The organism is Gemmatimonadaceae bacterium (assembly GCA_019637445.1).
Taxonomy (GTDB): domain Bacteria; phylum Gemmatimonadota; class Gemmatimonadetes; order Gemmatimonadales; family Gemmatimonadaceae; genus Pseudogemmatithrix.
Genome location: JAHBVS010000001.1, coordinates 20545 through 37937 on the forward strand (window position 1 = coordinate 20545; position 17393 = coordinate 37937).

General features: G+C 68.4%; 16 protein-coding genes, 1 tRNA gene and 1 pseudogene. 7 read left to right on the forward strand and 11 right to left on the reverse strand.

Features of this window, described 5'->3' with window-relative positions; genetic code table 11:
• Nucleotides 1–18: 18 nt before the first annotated feature.
• Nucleotides 19–408 (forward strand): DUF983 domain-containing protein, encoded by a 390-nt coding sequence (locus KF709_00105; protein MBX3172792.1) that lies wholly within the window; start codon nucleotides 19–21, stop codon nucleotides 406–408.
• Here the strand turns inward: KF709_00105 and KF709_00110 are convergent.
• Both KF709_00110 and KF709_00115 read right to left on the reverse strand, forming a co-directional pair.
• A pseudogene (locus tag KF709_00110) lies at nucleotides 364–477 on the reverse strand (DUF2384 domain-containing protein). The gene KF709_00105 and the pseudogene KF709_00110 sit on opposite strands and share 45 nt — an antisense overlap.
• A tRNA-Leu gene (locus KF709_00115) sits at nucleotides 451–534 on the reverse strand. Before KF709_00115 ends, KF709_00110 begins: the two are co-directional and overlap by 27 nt.
• A gap of 125 nt (nucleotides 535–659) precedes the next feature.
• On the opposite strand from KF709_00115, the gene KF709_00120 reads away from it, so the two are divergent.
• A complete protein-coding gene (locus KF709_00120; GenBank protein MBX3172793.1) occupies nucleotides 660–1796 on the forward strand; it encodes an ABC transporter substrate-binding protein in 1137 nt (378 codons plus the stop codon).
• A complete protein-coding gene (locus tag KF709_00125; GenBank protein ID MBX3172794.1) occupies nucleotides 1793–4420 on the forward strand; it encodes a PAS domain-containing protein in 2628 nt (875 codons plus the stop codon). The genes KF709_00120 and KF709_00125 overlap by 4 nt, the downstream gene beginning before the upstream one ends.
• Here KF709_00125 and KF709_00130 read toward each other — a convergent pair.
• From KF709_00130 to KF709_00140, 3 genes are read right to left on the reverse strand one after another with little or no spacing between them, the layout of a single operon-like run.
• A complete protein-coding gene (locus KF709_00130) occupies nucleotides 4380–4940 on the reverse strand; it encodes a hypothetical protein (protein MBX3172795.1) in 561 nt (186 codons plus the stop codon). The two genes, KF709_00125 and KF709_00130, sit on opposite strands and share 41 nt — an antisense overlap.
• The gene (locus tag KF709_00135; protein MBX3172796.1) at nucleotides 4940–5542 is read right to left on the reverse strand and encodes a zf-HC2 domain-containing protein; all 603 of its coding nucleotides are present in this window, start codon (nucleotides 5540–5542) and stop codon (nucleotides 4940–4942) included. Before KF709_00135 ends, KF709_00130 begins: the two co-directional genes overlap by 1 nt.
• The gene (locus KF709_00140) at nucleotides 5535–6089 is read right to left on the reverse strand and encodes an RNA polymerase sigma factor (GenBank protein ID MBX3172797.1); all 555 of its coding nucleotides are present in this window, start codon (nucleotides 6087–6089) and stop codon (nucleotides 5535–5537) included. Before KF709_00140 ends, KF709_00135 begins: the two co-directional genes overlap by 8 nt.
• Nucleotides 6090–6093: 4 nt before the next feature.
• Between KF709_00140 and KF709_00145 the strand changes: the two genes are divergently transcribed.
• The 4 genes from KF709_00145 (at nucleotide 6094) to KF709_00160 (ending at nucleotide 10200) form a co-directional block, all read left to right on the forward strand.
• The gene (locus KF709_00145) at nucleotides 6094–6792 is read left to right on the forward strand and encodes a glycerophosphodiester phosphodiesterase (GenBank protein ID MBX3172798.1); all 699 of its coding nucleotides are present in this window, start codon (nucleotides 6094–6096) and stop codon (nucleotides 6790–6792) included.
• 91 nt (nucleotides 6793–6883) lie between these two features.
• A complete protein-coding gene (locus KF709_00150) occupies nucleotides 6884–8314 on the forward strand; it encodes an amidohydrolase (protein ID MBX3172799.1) in 1431 nt (476 codons plus the stop codon).
• Nucleotides 8314–9615 (forward strand): amidohydrolase family protein, encoded by a 1302-nt coding sequence (locus KF709_00155; protein ID MBX3172800.1) that lies wholly within the window; start codon nucleotides 8314–8316, stop codon nucleotides 9613–9615. Before KF709_00150 ends, KF709_00155 begins: the two co-directional genes overlap by 1 nt.
• A 222-nt stretch (nucleotides 9616–9837) precedes the next feature.
• The gene (locus tag KF709_00160) at nucleotides 9838–10200 is read left to right on the forward strand and encodes a hypothetical protein (GenBank protein ID MBX3172801.1); all 363 of its coding nucleotides are present in this window, start codon (nucleotides 9838–9840) and stop codon (nucleotides 10198–10200) included.
• 214 nt (nucleotides 10201–10414) lie between these two features.
• Here the strand turns inward: KF709_00160 and rpmA are convergent, their stop codons facing one another.
• The 6 genes from rpmA to KF709_00190 all read right to left on the reverse strand — a co-directional run bounded on the left by rpmA (nucleotide 10415) and on the right by KF709_00190 (nucleotide 17359).
• Nucleotides 10415–10672, reverse strand: a complete 258-nt coding sequence (gene rpmA / locus KF709_00165) for a 50S ribosomal protein L27 (GenBank protein ID MBX3172802.1) — start codon at nucleotides 10670–10672, stop codon at nucleotides 10415–10417.
• 18 nt (nucleotides 10673–10690) lie between these two features.
• Nucleotides 10691–11008: a 50S ribosomal protein L21 gene (gene rplU, locus KF709_00170; GenBank protein ID MBX3172803.1), complete on the reverse strand. Its 318-nt coding sequence runs from the start codon at nucleotides 11006–11008 to the stop codon at nucleotides 10691–10693.
• A gap of 101 nt (nucleotides 11009–11109) precedes the next feature.
• Nucleotides 11110–12477: a hypothetical protein gene (locus KF709_00175; protein ID MBX3172804.1), complete on the reverse strand. Its 1368-nt coding sequence runs from the start codon at nucleotides 12475–12477 to the stop codon at nucleotides 11110–11112.
• 38 nt (nucleotides 12478–12515) lie between these two features.
• Nucleotides 12516–14189 carry an Rne/Rng family ribonuclease gene (locus KF709_00180; protein ID MBX3172805.1) on the reverse strand — a complete coding sequence of 558 codons (1674 nt, stop codon included), beginning with the start codon at nucleotides 14187–14189 and terminating at the stop codon, nucleotides 12516–12518.
• Between the two features lie 274 nt (nucleotides 14190–14463).
• Nucleotides 14464–15684, reverse strand: coding sequence for an acyl-CoA dehydrogenase (locus tag KF709_00185; protein MBX3172806.1), 1221 nt, complete (start codon nucleotides 15682–15684; stop codon nucleotides 14464–14466).
• 67 nt (nucleotides 15685–15751) lie between these two features.
• The gene (locus KF709_00190) at nucleotides 15752–17359 is read right to left on the reverse strand and encodes an alkaline phosphatase family protein (protein MBX3172807.1); all 1608 of its coding nucleotides are present in this window, start codon (nucleotides 17357–17359) and stop codon (nucleotides 15752–15754) included.
• Nucleotides 17360–17393: the final 34 nt, after the last annotated feature.

Consider the following 17393-nt stretch of genomic DNA (forward strand, 5'->3'; position numbering starts at 1 on the left):
GCAATGTAGCTTCCACGTATGGCCCTGCCCACCACACCGCCGTCACCCGGTCGCCGCATCGCGCGGGCGCTGGCCCTGCACTGCCCCGAGTGCGGGTCCGGAGGATTGTTTCGCCGCTGGCTGTTCCTGCAGCCGCGCTGCCCGTCCTGCGCCCTGCGCCTCGACCGGGCCAATCCGGACCATTTCGTGGGCGCTTACCTCGTAAACTTGATTGCCGCGGAGTTGCTGTTCGCCATCGGCTTCGGGCTCTGGCTGCTCGCGGTGTGGCCCGAAGTTCCCTGGGACCGCATCGAGGTCGTCGCCGTCGTCGCGATGCTGCTCGCGCCGCTGGTCGTCTATCCGTTCACGCGCACGGTGTGGCTCGCGGCGGACTTGATCTTCGACCCGCCGAAGGCCAGCGATCGCTAGGGCATTTCCCCTACAAACGTCGGCTGGTTGTACTGCCTGCAGTGCCCGGAGTGGGGATCGAACCCACATGAGGTTGCCCTCGCGGGATTTTGAGTCCCGTGCGTCTGCCAGTTCCGCCATCCGGGCGACGACGCCGAAACCTAATGGGGGCAGGTCAACCGTTCACCTCCCTAGGCCGATATATCTTCAGGAGACCCCGCCCACGTATGTCCGCGCGCATTCCCCACCCTCAGTCGACCCTCGCCCGCGGCATGGGCGGGACGCTCGCGGCGTTGGCCCTGCTGTGGGCAGCCGGCTGCGGTGAGACGCGCCCGCCGGAGCTCCGCATCGGCCTCGTGGGGATCTACGAAGGCACGATGGCGGGCTCCAGTGGCATCCCGGCGAAGATGGGCGCCGACCTTGCGGTCGCGGAGATCAACGCTGCCGGCGGCGTCACGATCAACGGGCGCCCGCACACCATCGTGTTGATCGAGCGCGAGACGCCACCCCGCCCCGACGCCGCGGCCTCCGTGGTGCAGTCGTTGATCAACCTCGACTCCGTCGACGCCATCATCGGGCCGCAGACGAGCGCGCTGGCCATTCCCGCGGGCGCCGTCGCCGAGGCGGCGGGTGTGCCGATGATCGCACCGATGGCCTCCAACGCGATGGTGACGGCAGGGAGGCGATTCGTCACGCGGCTGGCCTTCGTCGACGCCTTCCAGGGCGCTGTCCTGGCCGGCTTCGCGTACGACTCGCTTGGCATCCGCCGCGCGGCGGTGCTGCACGATGCCGCGAGTCCCTACGGGCGCGAGATCAGCGAACTCTTCGCGTCGACGTTCACCCGGCGTGGCGGCCAGATCGTCGCCATGGAGACCTTCGACGCCGACGCACCGCGCGACCATTCGCCGCAGCTGAGACGCATCCTTGCCGGAGGGCCCGAAGCCATCCTGCTACCCAGCTTCGTGGTCTATGACTCCGCGCAGATCCGCATTGCCCGGAGCCTCGGCTTCCGCGGGCGATTCCTCGGCACGGACTCCTGGGACCTGCTGCCGATGATGCGGCGCGACGACGCCCTCGGCAGTGTCGTGGTCGCCAATTGGGACCGGCGCACGCAGCGAGACGCGGCACGCGAGTTCACGAATCTCTGGTTGGACACCTACGGCGAACTGCCGCGCGCGACCGGTGCTGCCACGTACGACGCGGTGCATTTGCTGGCGCTGGCCGTGCACCGCGCCGGTCGGCGCAGCGGTGGTGCGGTGATGGATTCCCTGCGCCGCCACGGGCGATACGAGGGCGCGCTGACCTCGTACGAGTTCAACGGCACCGGTGATCCCAGACGCGGCGCCGTGCTACTCGAGGTGTTGCGCGACTCCACGCGCGTGCGCTCCCAGGCGGATCCGCGACGATGATCCGGCGCCTGCTGCGGCAGAGCTTGGCGGCGCGTCTCTCGGCGGCCGTGCTGGCGCTCAGCCTCGCGGCCATCGGCCTCGTGGCCACGCTGTCGTACCAGCGCGCGGCAGCGGCGCTCGAGGACCGCCTGTTGGAACGCCTCGATGCCTTTGCCGACCAGGACGCCACGTCACTGGACGCCTGGGTCGACCGCCAACGTGACGCGATCGAGGTGCTCGCCCGCAGCTATGCCCCGCAGACCATCGCCGATGGCGAGCACCCGCGGAACCGCGCCATCGCGCCGTTCCCGCCGTCGCTGTTCGCCGCCTCGGAGATCTTCGTGCTGAGCTATCCGGGCGGGCGCGTCCTGCGCTCCTCGCGCGCGGAAGCGCTGGACAGCTACGCCGTGGACCAGGAGTACTACCAACGCGGACAGCAGCAGACCCACCTGCAGCCCGCGTATCCGTCGGGGCAGGACGGCAAGCCGACGATGACGATTGCCTCGCCCATTCGCGATCCGGAAGGGCGGCTGGTGGCGGTGCTTGCGGCCCATCTCGACATCGCCGAACTGGAACGCGCCATCTTCACGCGCCAGAGCGAGGTGCCGATCGAGGCATATCTCGTCAACCGCAACAAGGCCTTCGTGTCGGCCGCGCGCTTCGGCGACGATGCGTACCGGCGCGGCGTCGACTCCGAGGGCATCACGCGGGCGCTGGCCGGTGTGAACAACACGGGCCTGTATGCGGACTACCGTGGCGTCCCCGTGGCCGGTGCGTTCCGCTGGATTCCGGAGCTCGAGCTGGCACTGTTGATCGAGTCGCCGCAGGCCGCCGCCTTTGCCCCTGCGCGCCAACTGTTGCTGAGTTCACTCTTGGTCGGCGTGCTGGCCGCCAGCCTGCTGTCGTTCGGCATCGTGCTCATCACGCGGCGCTTCACGCGGCCTGTGATGGACGTGGCGCAGGCCGCGACGGCGGTGGCCGCCGGCGACTTCACGGTCGAGACCGCGCCCCGCGGCAGCGACGAGGTCGCCGAGCTCGCCGTCGCGTTCAACTCGATGACCTCGCGCCTGCGCGCCCTCTACGGTGAGTTGGCGTCGCAGGTGCGCGCCACGCGCGCGGCGCTCGACGACGCGCAGACGAATCGCGCCGTGCTGCAGGACGTCGTGAACAGCGGCAGTACACTGGTCATCGTGACGGACCTCGACGGCAGTGTCCGGCTGGTGAACAAGCGCTTTGCCGACCTCACCGGCGGCACGGCGAGCGAGGCGACAGGCCGCGACCTGGGTTCCCTGCTCACCAACCCACGCGAGCGCGCCCTCGCCGCGATGATGTCGGCCGCGCGAGACGCCGACGCGCCAGTGGAACGCGAGCTTGAGCTCGGCCCCAGCGGCAATCGCCACGTGTGGCAGGCGCTGGCCTTCCCGCTGCGCCACGACGACCAGTCGCTCTACGGCATCGGCCTCATCGCCACCGACCTGACCGAGCGCGCGCGCGCCGAGTCGGACCGCCGCGAACGGGACGCCAGCGTGCAGCAAGCGCAGAAGCTCGAAAGCCTCGGGATCATGGCCGGCGGCATCGCGCACGACTTCAACAACCTGCTCAGCGCCATCCTCGGGAACGTGGACCTCGCGTTGGGTTCGCTCGACGATCCGCACGAGATCCAGGAGGCCCTCGAGCAGATCGCGCGGGCGTCGCGCCGTGCCTCCGAGCTGACGCGGCAGATGCTCGCCTACGCGGGCCGTGCCAGCCTGCGTCGCGAAGTCGTCGACGCACGATCGGTCTTCAGCGATCTCCTGCCCTTGGTACGCGCCGCGCACTCGAAGAAGGTGCGCTTCGAGCTCGGCCCGCTGCCGGACCCACTCTACGTCGAGCTGGACCCCTCGCAGCTCTCGCAGGTGGTGCTCAACCTGCTCACCAACGCCGCCGAGGCCATCAGGGACAACGAGGGGTCCGTGCGGCTCACGGCCGGCCGCGAGGCGCCGCCACCGGGCGCTGCCGAGGCGACCCCGATTGCTGGATGGGTGCGCTTCTCGGTGGACGACACCGGCGCCGGCATTCCGGACAAGGTGCGTGCGCGGATGTTCGATCCGTTCTTCTCGACGAAGTCGTCGGGCCGTGGCCTCGGGCTCAGCGCGGTCCGCGGCATCGTACGCTCCTTGGGTGGCGTTCTGCACGTGGAGTCGACCACCGGCGTGGGCACGCGGTTCGACATCTACCTGCCGGCCTCAAGCGCGGAGCTGCGGCGTAGCGGCGAGCACGCCGTCGTCGCCGGCCCGCAGATGCGCGGCCTGGCGCTGGTCATCGACGACGAGGAGGCCCTGCGCCGCGTGTCACGCCGCACGCTCGAAGGCATGGGCTTCGAAGTCGTCGAGGCCGCAGACGGCGTCGAAGGCCTCGACCGCGCCAAGGAACTCGGCGACGACCTCACGTTCGTGATGCTCGACCTCACGATGCCACGCAAGAGCGGGCTGGAAGTCCTGGAGGAGCTGCGGCAGAGCTTCCCGGAGTTGCCCGTGTTGATTGCGAGCGGCTACGACCGCGCCACCAACGCAAACTTCACGGACGACGACCCGAATCGCCGCTTCCTGCAGAAGCCCTTCGGCGTCAGTGCGCTGCGGGAGGCCGTCTCCCAGCTCCTGGCCTAACGCCGGGCCGGCGGCCCGCGGCCGGTGGCGGCGGACCCTGCTCGCGCAGTTCCTCGGCGCGGCGGCGCATCTGCTCCTCGAGCCCGAACAACCGCGCGCGCTGCACCGGCGTGAGGAACGTCGCCAGTTCCTTCTGCTCGGCCTCGATCAATTCCAAACGCTGCCGCTGCAGCACCAGGGTGCGGTCGAGCAAGGCGCCAACCTGCTCCTGCGAGCCGCTATCCGGTTCCGCGAGCGCACGTCGGAGCTGCCCGCGCGTCTCGCGCTCCTGCTCAAACAGCTGGCGGCGCTGTCCCTCGAAGCGACGGTTGGTCTGCTGCAGGCGGCGCAGCTGCTCGTTGTTCAGGCCAAGCTGGCGGCGCAGCACCTCGCCCATCCGCTGGCGCACGCGCGCCTCCAATGAGTCGCGCTGCGGCGACTGCTCCTGGCGTGGCTGGCGCTGCTGGGCGCCCACGGCCGCAGCCGGCAAGACCGCGAGCCCAAGCAGCAGGAGGGCGCGGTACACGGAAGCGGGCCGCATCAGTTTCCTCCCGGGAGGTTCGCCACTGGCTCCCGCCAGGTGACGGGATCGGCGGCAATGGTTGCCTCCATCTCCTCGAGCTCGGCCAACAGCGCCGTGAGTTCATCCACGCCGAGTTCCGACAGGTCGGTGCCGCCGGCCAGCACGCTCGGCGCCGTCGCCACGGAGGCGGCCAGCGTCGCCACGGCCACCGGTGCATCCACCGCCCCGCTGTCGAGACCTGCGGTCGGCGAGACGCCCGGTGCCGTGTCGAAGATCGGACGCAAGACGGTCAGCGAGAGCGTCGCCACCAGCGTGAGCGACGCGGCCGCGGCAAGGAAGGAGCGCGAGGGCCGCCAGCGCGGTCGCGCGGCGGCGGGGCGCAGCACGCGCAGCTCACCACGAGGAGGCGCCGGCAGGGCCCGCAGGATGGCGGCGGAATCCACCGTCGGCGTCGCCGCGGCATAGACCGCGCGGGCCGCGCCAATCACGGAGAACTCCGCGGCACAGGCGGGGCAGTCGGCGATGTGCGCGCGAACCGCCGCCGCGTCCGCCGCCCCAAGCGCATCCTGCGCCAGGGCGGGCAGTCGGTCCCGCAGGGTTTCGTTCGTGCACTCAGTCATTGCCTAGATGCTCCTTGATGGCCCGGATCGCATTGTGGTAATGCACCCGACAGGACCCTTCCGTACTGCCCACCACCTCCGCGATCTCCGCGTAGGCCAAGCCTTCATTCACCCGCAAACCAAACACCTCACGTTGCAGCGGCGTCAGTGCATTCACCGCGTCCTGCACCCGCCGCGCCATCTCGTCTCCCACCAGCGCATCCAGCGCGTCGTACTCCGTTGCCGCATCCCGCTCGTCCACCTCGACCACGTCGCGTCGTCGTCGCTCGGCCCGACGCCGGTCCAGCATCAGGCGCTTGCAGATCGTGAAGAGCCAGGTCCGCAATGAACTGTCGGCCCGAAAACTGTCCAGCGACTGGAAGGCCCGCACGAACGTGTCCTGCACCAACTCATCGACTTCGTCCCGGACGCCGAGGCTGGCCGCAAAACGGGCCAGCGGCGTCGCGTGACGCTCTACGAGCACAGCCGCGGCCCGCTGGTCCCCCGACTGCCATCGGGCGATCAACTCCGCGTCGGTCGCTTCGTGGCTGGGGTCGGGCAAGGGCATCCTCGTGTCCGTGGGACGGATGGAAGGGACGGACGTTAAGATATGGCCCGTGCCACGTCCCGAAATCATTGCCCACCGCGGCGCCTCCCGCGAGGCCCCGGAGAACTCCCTCGCGGCATTCCAGCGTGCCGCCGACCTGGGGGCCGACGGCGTCGAATTGGATGTCTACCTGCATCCGGACGGCGTGCTGCGCGTGCACCACGACCCCATCGCCGAGGACGTCCTCTCGGAGCACGCCTCCCCTGACGGCCTCCGAGCCCCTGCTCCACCGACGCTCGACGAGGCCTTGACCCTGCTGCGCGACGCCGGCCTCACGGCCTACTGTGAGCTCAAGGGGCCGCACACGGCGATTCCGACGCTTGAGCTCATCCGCCGCGCTGGCGGCCCCGCGGCCGTCCACGCGTTCGACCACCGGAAGATTGCCGAGGCGCGCGGCCACGCCCCCGAGGTGCCGCGTGGGGTGCTCGAGGTGAGCTACCCGATCCATCCGCTGCAGGCGCTGAGCGCCGTCGAAGGCCGTGACCTCTGGCGCCAGTGGCCCTTTGTCGACGCAGCGTTGGTTCAGGCGGCGCACGCCGCGGGCTGCCGGGTGGTCGCCTGGACGGTCAACGACCCCGCAGTGATGCGCGGCTTCGCCGACATCGGCGTGGACGCGATCTGCACGGACGATCCCGCGCTCGCCATCCAGGTGCTGGGGCCGTAAACTCTCCTTCCCCACTTCGACAGTCATCGCTCGCGGGCGCGCCCGTCGCGCCCCGCCTCTCCACCCGTTCCATCAGAGGATGGTGCTTCCGATGCGATTCGTTCGATCAGCGCTGGCACTCGTGGTCGCAGGATGTGCCACGGCGCCCGCCGCCCAACGCCCAACACCGAGCGGCGCCGCGCCTTCTGCCACCGCCGCGACTACGACCCCGCCGGGCGCCTACTCGCGCCCGAACGCGGACCCCTTCCCCAGCACGTACCGGCCGTTCGCCTCGCGGACGACGCTGATCCGCAACGTGCACATCTTCACCGGCGTCGGCCCGCTGATGCGCAACGCGTCCATCCTGCTGCAGGATGGCAAGGTCGCGGCCATCGGCAGCAACGTGACCGCCCCGACGGACGCCGTGGTGATCGACGGACAGGGCAAGTACGTCACCCCAGGGCTGATCGACACGCACTCGCATCTGGGTGTGTATCCGGCGCCCGGGGGGCCGGCCCACGACGATGGCAACGAACTCACGAATCCGGTGACGGGCTACGTCTGGGCCGAACACTCGGTCTGGCCGCAGGACCCGCAGTTCCCGCGTGTGCTCGCGGGCGGCACCACCACGATCCAGGTGCTGCCGGGCTCCGGCAATCTCATCGGCGGCCGCAGCGTCACGCTCAAGGTGGTGCCGGGCCGCTCGGTGCAGGACCAGAAGTTCCCGGGCGCGCCGTACGGGCTCAAGATGGCCTGCGGCGAGAATCCCAAGCGCGTCTACGCCAGCCGCGGGCCGGCCACGCGGATGGGCAACGTCGCCGGTTACCGCAACGCCTGGATCGCCGCCGACCGCTACCGCCGGACCTGGGACAAGTGGTTGGAGAAGCAGGAAGGCGATCCACCGCCGCGTGACCTCAACCTCGAGACGCTCGCCGAGGTGCTGCGCGGCAACATCCTGGTCAACAATCACTGCTACCAGGCCGACGAGATGCTGGTGATGATCGGCATCGCCAAGGAGTTCGGCTATCAGATCCGCTCCTTCCATCACGGGGTGGAGGCGTACAAGATCGCCGACGTGCTGGCGCGCGAGGGAATCTCGGCCAGCATCTGGTCCGACTGGGGCGGATTCAAGATGGAGGCCCTCGACGGCATCAAGGAGAACGTCGCGTTGACGCACCTCGCCGGCGTGCGCGCCGTGGTGCACTCGGACGACCCCTCGTACTCGCAGCGCCTGAATCAGGAGGCCGCGAAGTCGCTGGCCGCCGGCCGGCGCGTCGGGCTGCAGATCAGCGACGAGGACGCCATCCGCTGGATCACGCTGAATCCGGCCTGGGCGCTGGGCATCGACGACAAGGTCGGCTCGCTGGAAGTCGGCAAGAATGCGGATGTCGTGCTTTGGAGCGGCCACCCGTTGAGCGTGTATTCGCGCGCCGAGCGCGTGTGGATCGATGGCGCGCAGATGTACGACCGCAACGATCCGCGCCAGCAGTGGCGCACGGACTTCGAACTCGGCTACGTGCCGACCGCCGGGGGGAACCGCTGATGCGCGCCCACTCGAAGTGGCGCCGTGCGGCGCTCACGTTCCTCGCCGCCACCGCCCCCGTGGCGATGGGGGCCCAGACAGTCGCCATCACCGGCGGCACCGTGTATCCGGTCAGCGGCCCGAAGATCGACAACGGCACCGTACTCATCCGCGACGGACGCGTGGTGGCTGTCGGGGCCAATGTGCAGATCCCCTCCGACGCGCAACGCGTGGACGCGCGGGGCAAGTGGGTGACGCCCGGATTTATCAACAGCGCCACCACGCTCGGCCTCTCCGAGGCGGGCAGTCCGCAGTTCTCGGGCGGCTACAACGATGTGGGGGCGCGCGGAGAGCACGGCATCGCCGCGTCGTTCGAGGCCTGGCGCGGCATCAATCCCGCCAACACGTACATCGGACCGTCTCGCGCCGAGGGCGTGACCAGCGTCGTCGTGTTTGGCAATGGCGGGATGCTGAGTGGCAAGTCGGCGCTGCTGGACCTGGTCGAGGCTCGCCAGGTCGGCGAGATGGTCCGCAAGGCACCGAACGCGATGCTGGGCACGTTCGCAAATCCCGGCAGCGGCAACACGAACTCGCGCGGTGAGTTCTGGGCCCGCTGGCGCAGCCTGATGAACGACGTGCGTGCATACCAGTCGCGGCGGGCCGCGTACGAGAATGGCGGCACGCGCGAGTTCATGGCCCGCCAGCAGGACATGGAGGCGCTGATTCCGGTGCTCGCCGGTGAGCTTCCCCTGGTGCTCGAGGTGGATCGTTCCTCGGACATCCTCGAGGCGCTGGCCTTTGCCCGCGAGTTCGGCATCCGACTCTGGCTTGGCGGCGCCGCCGAGGGCTGGATGGTCGCGCCGGAGATCGCCGCGGCGCGCGTGCCGGTCTTCGTCGGGGCGATGAACAACATCCCCGGCGACTTCTCCTCGCTCGGCAGCCGCCAGGAGAACGCGGCCCTGCTCCGCCAGGCCGGCGCGACCGTGATCCTGATTGGGAACGGCCCCGGTGACCCGAACTCGTTCAACGTCCGCAACATCCGCCAGGAGGCGGGCAACGCGGTGGCCTACGGCATGAGCTGGGAGGATGCCCTGCGTGCGATCACCTTGGTCCCCGCCGAGGTGATGGGCGTCGCCGACCGCATTGGCTCGATCGCCGCTGGCCGGGATGCGAATCTGGTGATCTGGTCGGGTGATCCGTTCGAGTTCAGCTCGGTGGCGGAGCGCGTGTGGGTCCAGGGCAAGGAAGCCACGCAGCCATCGCGGCAGCAGCAACTCTTTGAGCGGTATCGGACGCTGCCGGGAGGGCCGTATCGGCCGTAGTTCGGTGTTCTAGCTGGGAACGACATTGCCTCAGAGGCACAGAGACACAGAGAACTCCAACGACAACTGCCTTTGAAGGGGACTCGCGGGCGGATTCCTGCGAGGCGGCCCTCCTAGGGAGCGGTTGCAGTCCTCTGTGTCTCTGTGCCTCGTTGGCAACGCAGTTCAGAAACCATCGCCGTCCGGAAGCCGTAAGGGTGCACAGACCAAGGAGGTCCGCCCATGGGACTCTGGGACAAGGTGCAAAAGGAAATCGACCGCGCCGGCAACGCTGCCAAGGACGCGCTCGATGAAGGCAAGCTGCGGATCGAACTGTTTCGCGTGCGGCAGAACGCCGACAAGGCGGCGCAGGCCCTGGGCTACGCCGTCCACCGCGCCAAGCGCGACGGCAAGGACCTGGACGAGGCCACCTTCGAACGCCTGCACGGCAACCTGAAGGAACGCGAGGCCGAGGCGAAGTCGTTGGAGGAGCAGCTGGCCAAGGTGCTCCACAAGGACGCGCCAGCTCCGGCTGCCGAGCCTGAGCCAGCTTCCGCGGGCGACTCGTCGACGGGCTCCGGCGGCCCGGACAGTTCTGCTAGTTAGCCACAGAGGCACAGAGACACGGAGAACTGCAACGACAACTGCCTTTCAAGGGGACTTACGGGCAGACCCCTGCGAGGCGGACCCCCCAGAGAGCAGTTGCAGTTCCTCTGTGCCTCTGTGCCTCTGTGGCATCAGAATTCGGCGCACAAAACTAGAAGAGCCCGTCCGCGAACGAATCGCGGACGGGCTCTCGAATCTTCAGGATCGAAACGGCTTACGACGCCGCGTAGACCGAGACCTTGTAGCGGCTCTTGGACTTGTGCTCGAACTTCACCACGCCGTCGATCAGCGAGTAGATCGTGTAGTCCGTGCCCATCCCGACGTTGTTGCCGGGGTGGTACTTGGTGCCGCACTGACGGATGATGATGTTGCCGGCGATGACCTGCTCGCCGCCGAACTTCTTCACGCCGCGGTACTGCGGGTTCGAGTCGCGCCCGTTGCGCGAGGAGCCTACGCCCTTCTTGTGTGCCATGGTAGTGGAGCTCCCCGATTAGCCGAGGTGGATGTCGCGGATGCGGACTTCGGTGAAGCCCTGCCGATGACCCTGCTTGCGCGCGTAGTTCTTGCGGCGCTTGAACTTGAAGACGATGATCTTGTCGCCGAGCCCGTGCTTGACGATCTCGGCGGTGACCGAGGCGCCCTTGAGCGTCGGCACGCCGACCTTCACGGCGTTGCCGTCGGAGCCCAGGAGGACATCGTTGAACTCGACCGTGGCGCCGGCATCACCCGGAAGGGTGGGAAGGCGCAGCGTGCTGCCCTTCTCGGCGCGGAACTGCTTACCGCCGGAGCGGAAGATGGCGTACGACATGGAAACGACTCGAATGGAAAATGCGGGGTTTATGCGAGCCTGAAATAATAGCCAGACTCCAAAACGCGGTCAAGTGGCTGGGGTTACGGGACTTGGAGCCCCTAGCGGGTCCAGATGACCAGGGACCCGCAGCCGTCAGGATCGAAGAACTCTGCCGGGGCCTCCGCCGCGGTATAGACCTCAATCCGCTTGGCCGTCCGGAGCAGCTCCTTCATGTAGTCCGGCGTGATGGTGCCTTGGATCCCGCTGGGGTCCCGCGGCGGACGCTGGGTGGATGAACTGAGACCGTTGATGTACACGCGCGGATAGCAGCCGTTGATGCCCTGCAAGGCGTTGTTGTACCGGAGCATGATGGTCTCACCGGAGATGCCGGTGGACGTCCTCACGGGTCCGACCCGAATCAACGTGTTCTTGCTCGCCAGCGCCCCCGCCGTCACGCGTGGCAACCCCGCCAGGAACGTGGAGTCAAAGAACACACCAACCGCACCCTTGCTGCGCTCCAGGAAGGAGAGCCGTTCGCGCGTCAGCTGGCGCTCCTGGATCGTCATCGGCTGCAGCGCCACCGCCGCGTTCTCCATCTGGATCTCGCCGATGTCGAAGCTCGGCCCAGTGGGCTCGATCGTCACGACCCGCGGCATTTGGCCGACCGCCCGCAGGTAGAGCTGCCCCGTGCGCCTCGGGACTCCGGACAGCCGGAAGCTGCCATCCGCGCCGACCTGCGTGCTGCGCATGCTGTCGCCCCAGACTTCCACGCGGATCGACGAGCCGCCGCGCCGCGCGAACACGAAGCCCGTCACCACGGTCGTCAGCGAACGCTCCGCCACGCGGAGGTCGTGACGCGAGACGGCCCCGGCAGACGCCAAGACAAGGTCGCCGGAGCCGAGGTCTGCGTTGCCCGCCCGGAGCACGAACTGCCCGGTCGGGGGCACGCCGCAGAGGGTGTACTCCCCCTCCGCGTTCGTCGTATCGACGGTGGCGCGCGTCTCCATCAACAACTGTCCGACCCGCAACACGGCTTCGTCCCAGATCGCTGCAACCGGTGTCCCCGGCCTGGTGCTTCCGGCCGCGTCGGTCACCGACCCGCGCAGGATCCCTGACGTCCCGAGATCGGCGGCGCAGTAGCGCTGTTGGAACCAGCCCGCTGATGGAACGGCGAGCGATACCTCGACGCGACTCCGGCCATCCACCACCGTGCTGTCCAGCAGGGCGCGAATTCCAAGACTGTCCAGCCGCGGCGAGGCGTAGCGGACCACGTGCGTGCCGGCCGGGACATTCGAGAACTCGAATCGCCCGCGGCGATCCGTGCGCTCGAGTCGGTCGGTGCCGACCAACTCAATCATCGCGTCGGCGATGGGATCGGCCCCACGCAGGGAGTCGACCAGGGTGCCGCGGATGCGGCCCTGCGCGTCAATCGGGCTCGCGAGGGCGATGAGGGTGGCGGCGGCCAGCCAGATGGGGGGAGTGCGCATGGGGATGCTACGGCCCGACCCGCCGCGGCGTTCCATGGCTAGGCCACCGCGTACTGGCTGGTGATGTCCCGGCCGGCGCCCTTCACGACCAGCTTGAACTCATCAGGCTTGAGCAGCGGGTCGTCGCGCATCTCGACCGTAAAGCCCACCGACTTCTCGAGGCGCTTGATGAGCTCCTTCTCCTCCTCGAGCACGTACATCGCCGTGTCGGGATAGAACTTCACGACGATGCCCTCGCGCCGGCCCTCGCTGGCGAGTCGCTTCACCGCCCGCTCCATCCGCCGCACGATCGTCTCCGCCGTGAACACGCGGCCCGTGCCGTTGCAGATCGGGCAGGCCTCGGTCATGGCGTGGAAATGACTCTGCCGCACGCGCTGGCGCGTCATCTCAATCAAGCCGAGGTCACTGACCGCGTAGGCCTTGGTACGCGCGCGGTCGCGGCCCAGATGCGTACGCAGCTCCTGCAGCACGCGGTCGCGATTGGCCTTGGACTCCATATCGATGAAGTCACAGACGATGATGCCGCCCACGTCGCGCAGGCGCAGCTGGCGGGCGATCTCGCGGGCGGCCTCGATGTTGGTCTTGGTGACCGTCTTCTCGGGATCCTTCTTGCCCGTGAAGCGGCCCGAGTTCACATCGATCGAGACCAAGGCCTCCGTCGGCTCGATGATGAGATAGCCACCGCTCGGCAGGTCGCAGCGGCGCTTGAAGAGGTCTCGGATCTCCGTCTCGATGCCTTCCTTGTCGAACAGGCCCTGCTTCTCCTCGTGGAGGTGCACCCGCTCCACCAGCTCCGGCGCGATGCCGCTGAGGTACTCGACGATCTCATTGTAGACCTGCTTGGAGTCCACCGTGAGGCGGTCGACCTTGGCGGAGAACAGGTCACGGATGATGCCGCGCGTGAGCGAGGTCTCGCGGTGCAGGAGCTTGGGCGGGTTGCCCACGAACTTCTGCTTCTTGTTGATGCGGTTCCACTGCCCGATCAAGGTGTCGAGCTCGCGCTTGAAGGTCTCCTGCGTGACGCCCTCGGACACGGTGCGCACGATGACGCCGCCCGCATCCTTGGGCAGCACCGACTCCACCTGCTCGCGCAGCTTCTGGCGCTGGGCCCGCTCGCCGATCTTGCGGCTGACGCCGACGCGACGCGAGGCGAAGGGCATGTAGACGAGGAAGCGTCCGGCCAGCGACACCTGCGCCGTGACGCGCGGGCCCTTGGTGGAGATGGGCTCCTTGCTCACCTGCACCACGACGCTCTGGCCGCGCTTGAGGACGTCCTGGATCTGCGGCGGCTCCTTGCGTCGGCGGCGGCCACCACGCCCACGGCCCCTCCCGCCCTTGGGCTTGCCGGCGCCGTCCTTCCCCTCCTTCTCATCCTTGTCGTCGGCCTCGACGCCCTCGCCGCTGGCCACGGCCTCCGCGACCTCGGCCTCGGCGGTGGCCGCCTCGTCGACGGCGTCGTCGTCCTCGTCGTCGTCCCCGTCCTCATCGTAGGCGAGGTCGGAGTTGTGGAGGAACGCGCTCTTCTCGGTGCCGATGGCCACGAAGGCGGCTTGCAGCCCGGGCTGCACCGCTTCGACCTTGCCGAGATAGATATCGCCGACCATCCGCTTGTTCTCCGGACGGTCGACCTGCAGTTCAACGAGCTGTTCGTCCTCGAGGATTGCGACGCGCACTTCGCGTTGCGTCGCCGAAATCAGGATCTCGCGCTTCATGGGAGGGTCGGAGGGGATTGCACCCGACCACGCACAGGATCGGCCACGAGGTCACCGCCCGACGCGCGATTCCGGCCTGCCCACGGGGGGCAGACGGCGCGGTCGGGATGGGTCGGGACATCGTACGATCCAGCATCAGGGGATGTGCGAGGCTCGGGAGGCCCGGGCGGCAACGAACCCGCCCGGTACAGAACGCGCCCCGCCGAGGCGGGGCGCTACACACGCTTGGTGCCTCTATTGTTACCGGTTTGCGCCGCCTGCCGCAAGCGGACGCCTAGTGCCGGCCTAGGTCAGCGATCAGCTGCCGCGCGATCACCATCCGCTGCACCTCGGACGTCCCCTCCCCGATCTCGCCGATCTTGGCGTCGCGCATCATCCGCTCGACGGGATAGTCCTTGGTGTAGCCGTAGCCACCGTGCAGCTGGATGGCCTTGATCGTGTTCCGCATGGCGAGCTCGGAGGCGAAGAGTTTGGCCATCGCCGCTTCCTTGCTGAACGGATGTCCGTTCTGGCTGAGCCAGGCGGCGTGGTACACGAGGTGTCGCGCCGCCTCGAGCTCGGTCGCCATGTCGGAGAGCTGGAAGTGCACCCCCTGAAACTCGGCGATGCGCTTCCCAAACTGCTTGCGCTCGGTCGTGTACTTGAGCGCCTCCTCGAACGCGCCCTGCGCCACGCCCAGCGAGAGTGCCGCGATGCCGACGCGACCGGCATCGAGCGTCTTCATGAAGTTGATGAAGCCCCTACCCTCCTCGCCAAGCAGGTTCTCGGCGGGCACCTCGACGTCTTCGAAGATCAACTCGCGGGTATCGCTGGCCCGCCAGCCGAGCTTGTCCTCCTTCTTGCCGGCGCGGAATCCGGGCATCGCGCCGAGGGAGGTCTCGTGTCCCATGCCGACCCGCGCCGCCGACTCAAGATCGCAGGTGTCCTTGGTGAGGATGAAGCTGGAGATGCCTTTGGTGCCCTGCGCCGGGTCTGTCACCGCGGTCACGACAAAGACCTCGCCGACCCCGGCGTGCGTGATGAAGCGCTTGCTGCCGTTGAGCACGTACTTGGCACCCTTCTTCACGGCGGTTGTCTGCGTACCGCCCGCGTCGGAGCCCGCATTGGGCTCTGTGAGCCCGAAGCCGCCGAGCACGCGACCGGCGGCGAGGTGCGGCACATAGCGCGCCACTTGCTCCTTTGAACCGAAGTTCACGATGGGCGAGGTGCCGAGCGTCGTGTGCGCGGATATGGTGATCGAGTGCGAGGCGCAGACGCGGGCGAGCTCCTCGATGGCGATCATGAAGCTCAGCGTGTCGAGGCCGGCGCCGCCGAGCTCCTCGGACCACGGAATGCCGAGCAGGCCGAGCTCGGCCATCTTCTTCACGTTCTCCCAGGGGAACTCCTGGGTGTCGTCGAAGTGCCGCGCCACGGGCGCGACCTCGGTCTGGGCAAACTCACGCACCATCTCGCGCGTGGCGAGGTGGTGCTCCTGGAAATAGAGCGCGTCGTGCATCGCGGGCGACTGGTCCGGACGTGGGCGCGCCGGCCCGAACGAGGGCCGGCGCAGAGATGTCCGGAAACTAGCGGGGTGGCGCGCGCAATGCCCGTTGCAGGACGACGCCGTCCAACTCTTCCGTCGGCGTGACGCCGAGCATCGCCGCCAGTGTGGGCGCGATATCCACCACACGCGCCTTGCCGTCGTCGCGGAGCTGGCGGAAGGGGCGGCCCCAGAAGATGATGGGCACGGTGGCGTCGTAGTCGTGCGGCGTACCGTGCGAGGCGATGGCAGTCCCGTAGTAGCTGTACGGGTCCAGCGTGACGACGGCGATGGTGCTCCCACCGGGCCGGAACATATGCAACCACCGCCGCGCGATATCGTCCTTCACCGTGTCCGCGCGGACGAGGTCATCGATGACGTCGACGCGGAGGACGCCGCGCACGCGCTCCGCTTCACGCTTGAACGCGCGCGCCACGGCGAGCACCGCGTCGTTCTTCCCCACGGTGCGCGAGCGGTCCACGGTAAACTCGGGCGCGTCGAAGCCGAACGCATCGTAGGGCAGGTCGCCGCGCCGGAGGATCGGCACGAGGCGATCAAACGCCGGCGTCAGCGCGTCACGGGCAAGGCGAATCGCCTTGCTGTTGTCCCCGAAGGTGGACTTCACACCGAGCGCGGGGGCGACAGCGTGGTCTGCGGTCAGCGCGAGGGCGACCCCGCCCTCCCCGTAGCGCGCCACGAGCGAGTCGAGGAACGGTGCCAGCATCTGATCGAGACGCAGCACGAAGTCGTGTACCTCACGTGAGTCCGGACCGAAGCGATGCCCGACGGCATCCATCGTAGAGAGCGAGACCGCGAGCAGGTCGGTCTGCGGGCCGCTGCCGAGCTGCATTGCGTTCACGCCGCGCCAGGCCAGGTCCAGGGTCAGCTCGTCCATCCACGGCATCCCAATCACCATCTGGTTGGCGATCTCCTCCGAGGTGGCCATCAGGTGTGGGAAGAGGAAGCCCTGTCCCCCGCTCTCGGCGGGCACGGAGTCCGGCTCGGGATACATCGAATCCGGCAGCAGCAGCGTCCAGGTCTTGCCGGCGTAGCGCGAGAAGACGGGCCGTTCATCGTTGAATGCACGCACCCAGGCAGGCAGCGTGTCGCCGTACCAGGTGGAGGTCGTAAAACGCCCGGAGCGCTGCGCGTACCACAACACCGTGTGCTGGCCGCGTCCCACCGGCAGGATGGCACCGCGATCCTTGCGCGACACCGAGAGCACCTTGGTGCGTGGGTCGGCGGTGGTCATCCAGTCGGCCAGCGTCGTGCCCTGAAAGCGAGCGGGTGAGGCTCCCACCCCCTCGGCCTCCACCAGCGAGACGTCGTTCGTGTTGACGCCGGCTGAGTTGCTGGAGATGCCGGTGCTGTAGGGGAAGCGGCCGGAGAGCGTTGACGCGTGTCCCGGCGCCGTCTCGGTGATGCCGTGGTCCTGCAGTCCGCGCTCGAAGAACGCGCCCTCATCCACGAGCCGACGCAAGCCGCCGGAGAGCTGGTCGCGCCAGCGCGTGAGATAATCCGGCCGCAGCTGGTCCACGGTCAGGAACACGACCAAGCGGGGCCGCTGGGCGTTCTCGGCAGCCTGTCCCTGCACGGCCAAGGCAGGGGCCACGCAGAGCAGCATCAGGACGGGGAATCGCAGGAATGGCATCGCTTCGCTGGTGAGAGGTCGACGCAAGATACCC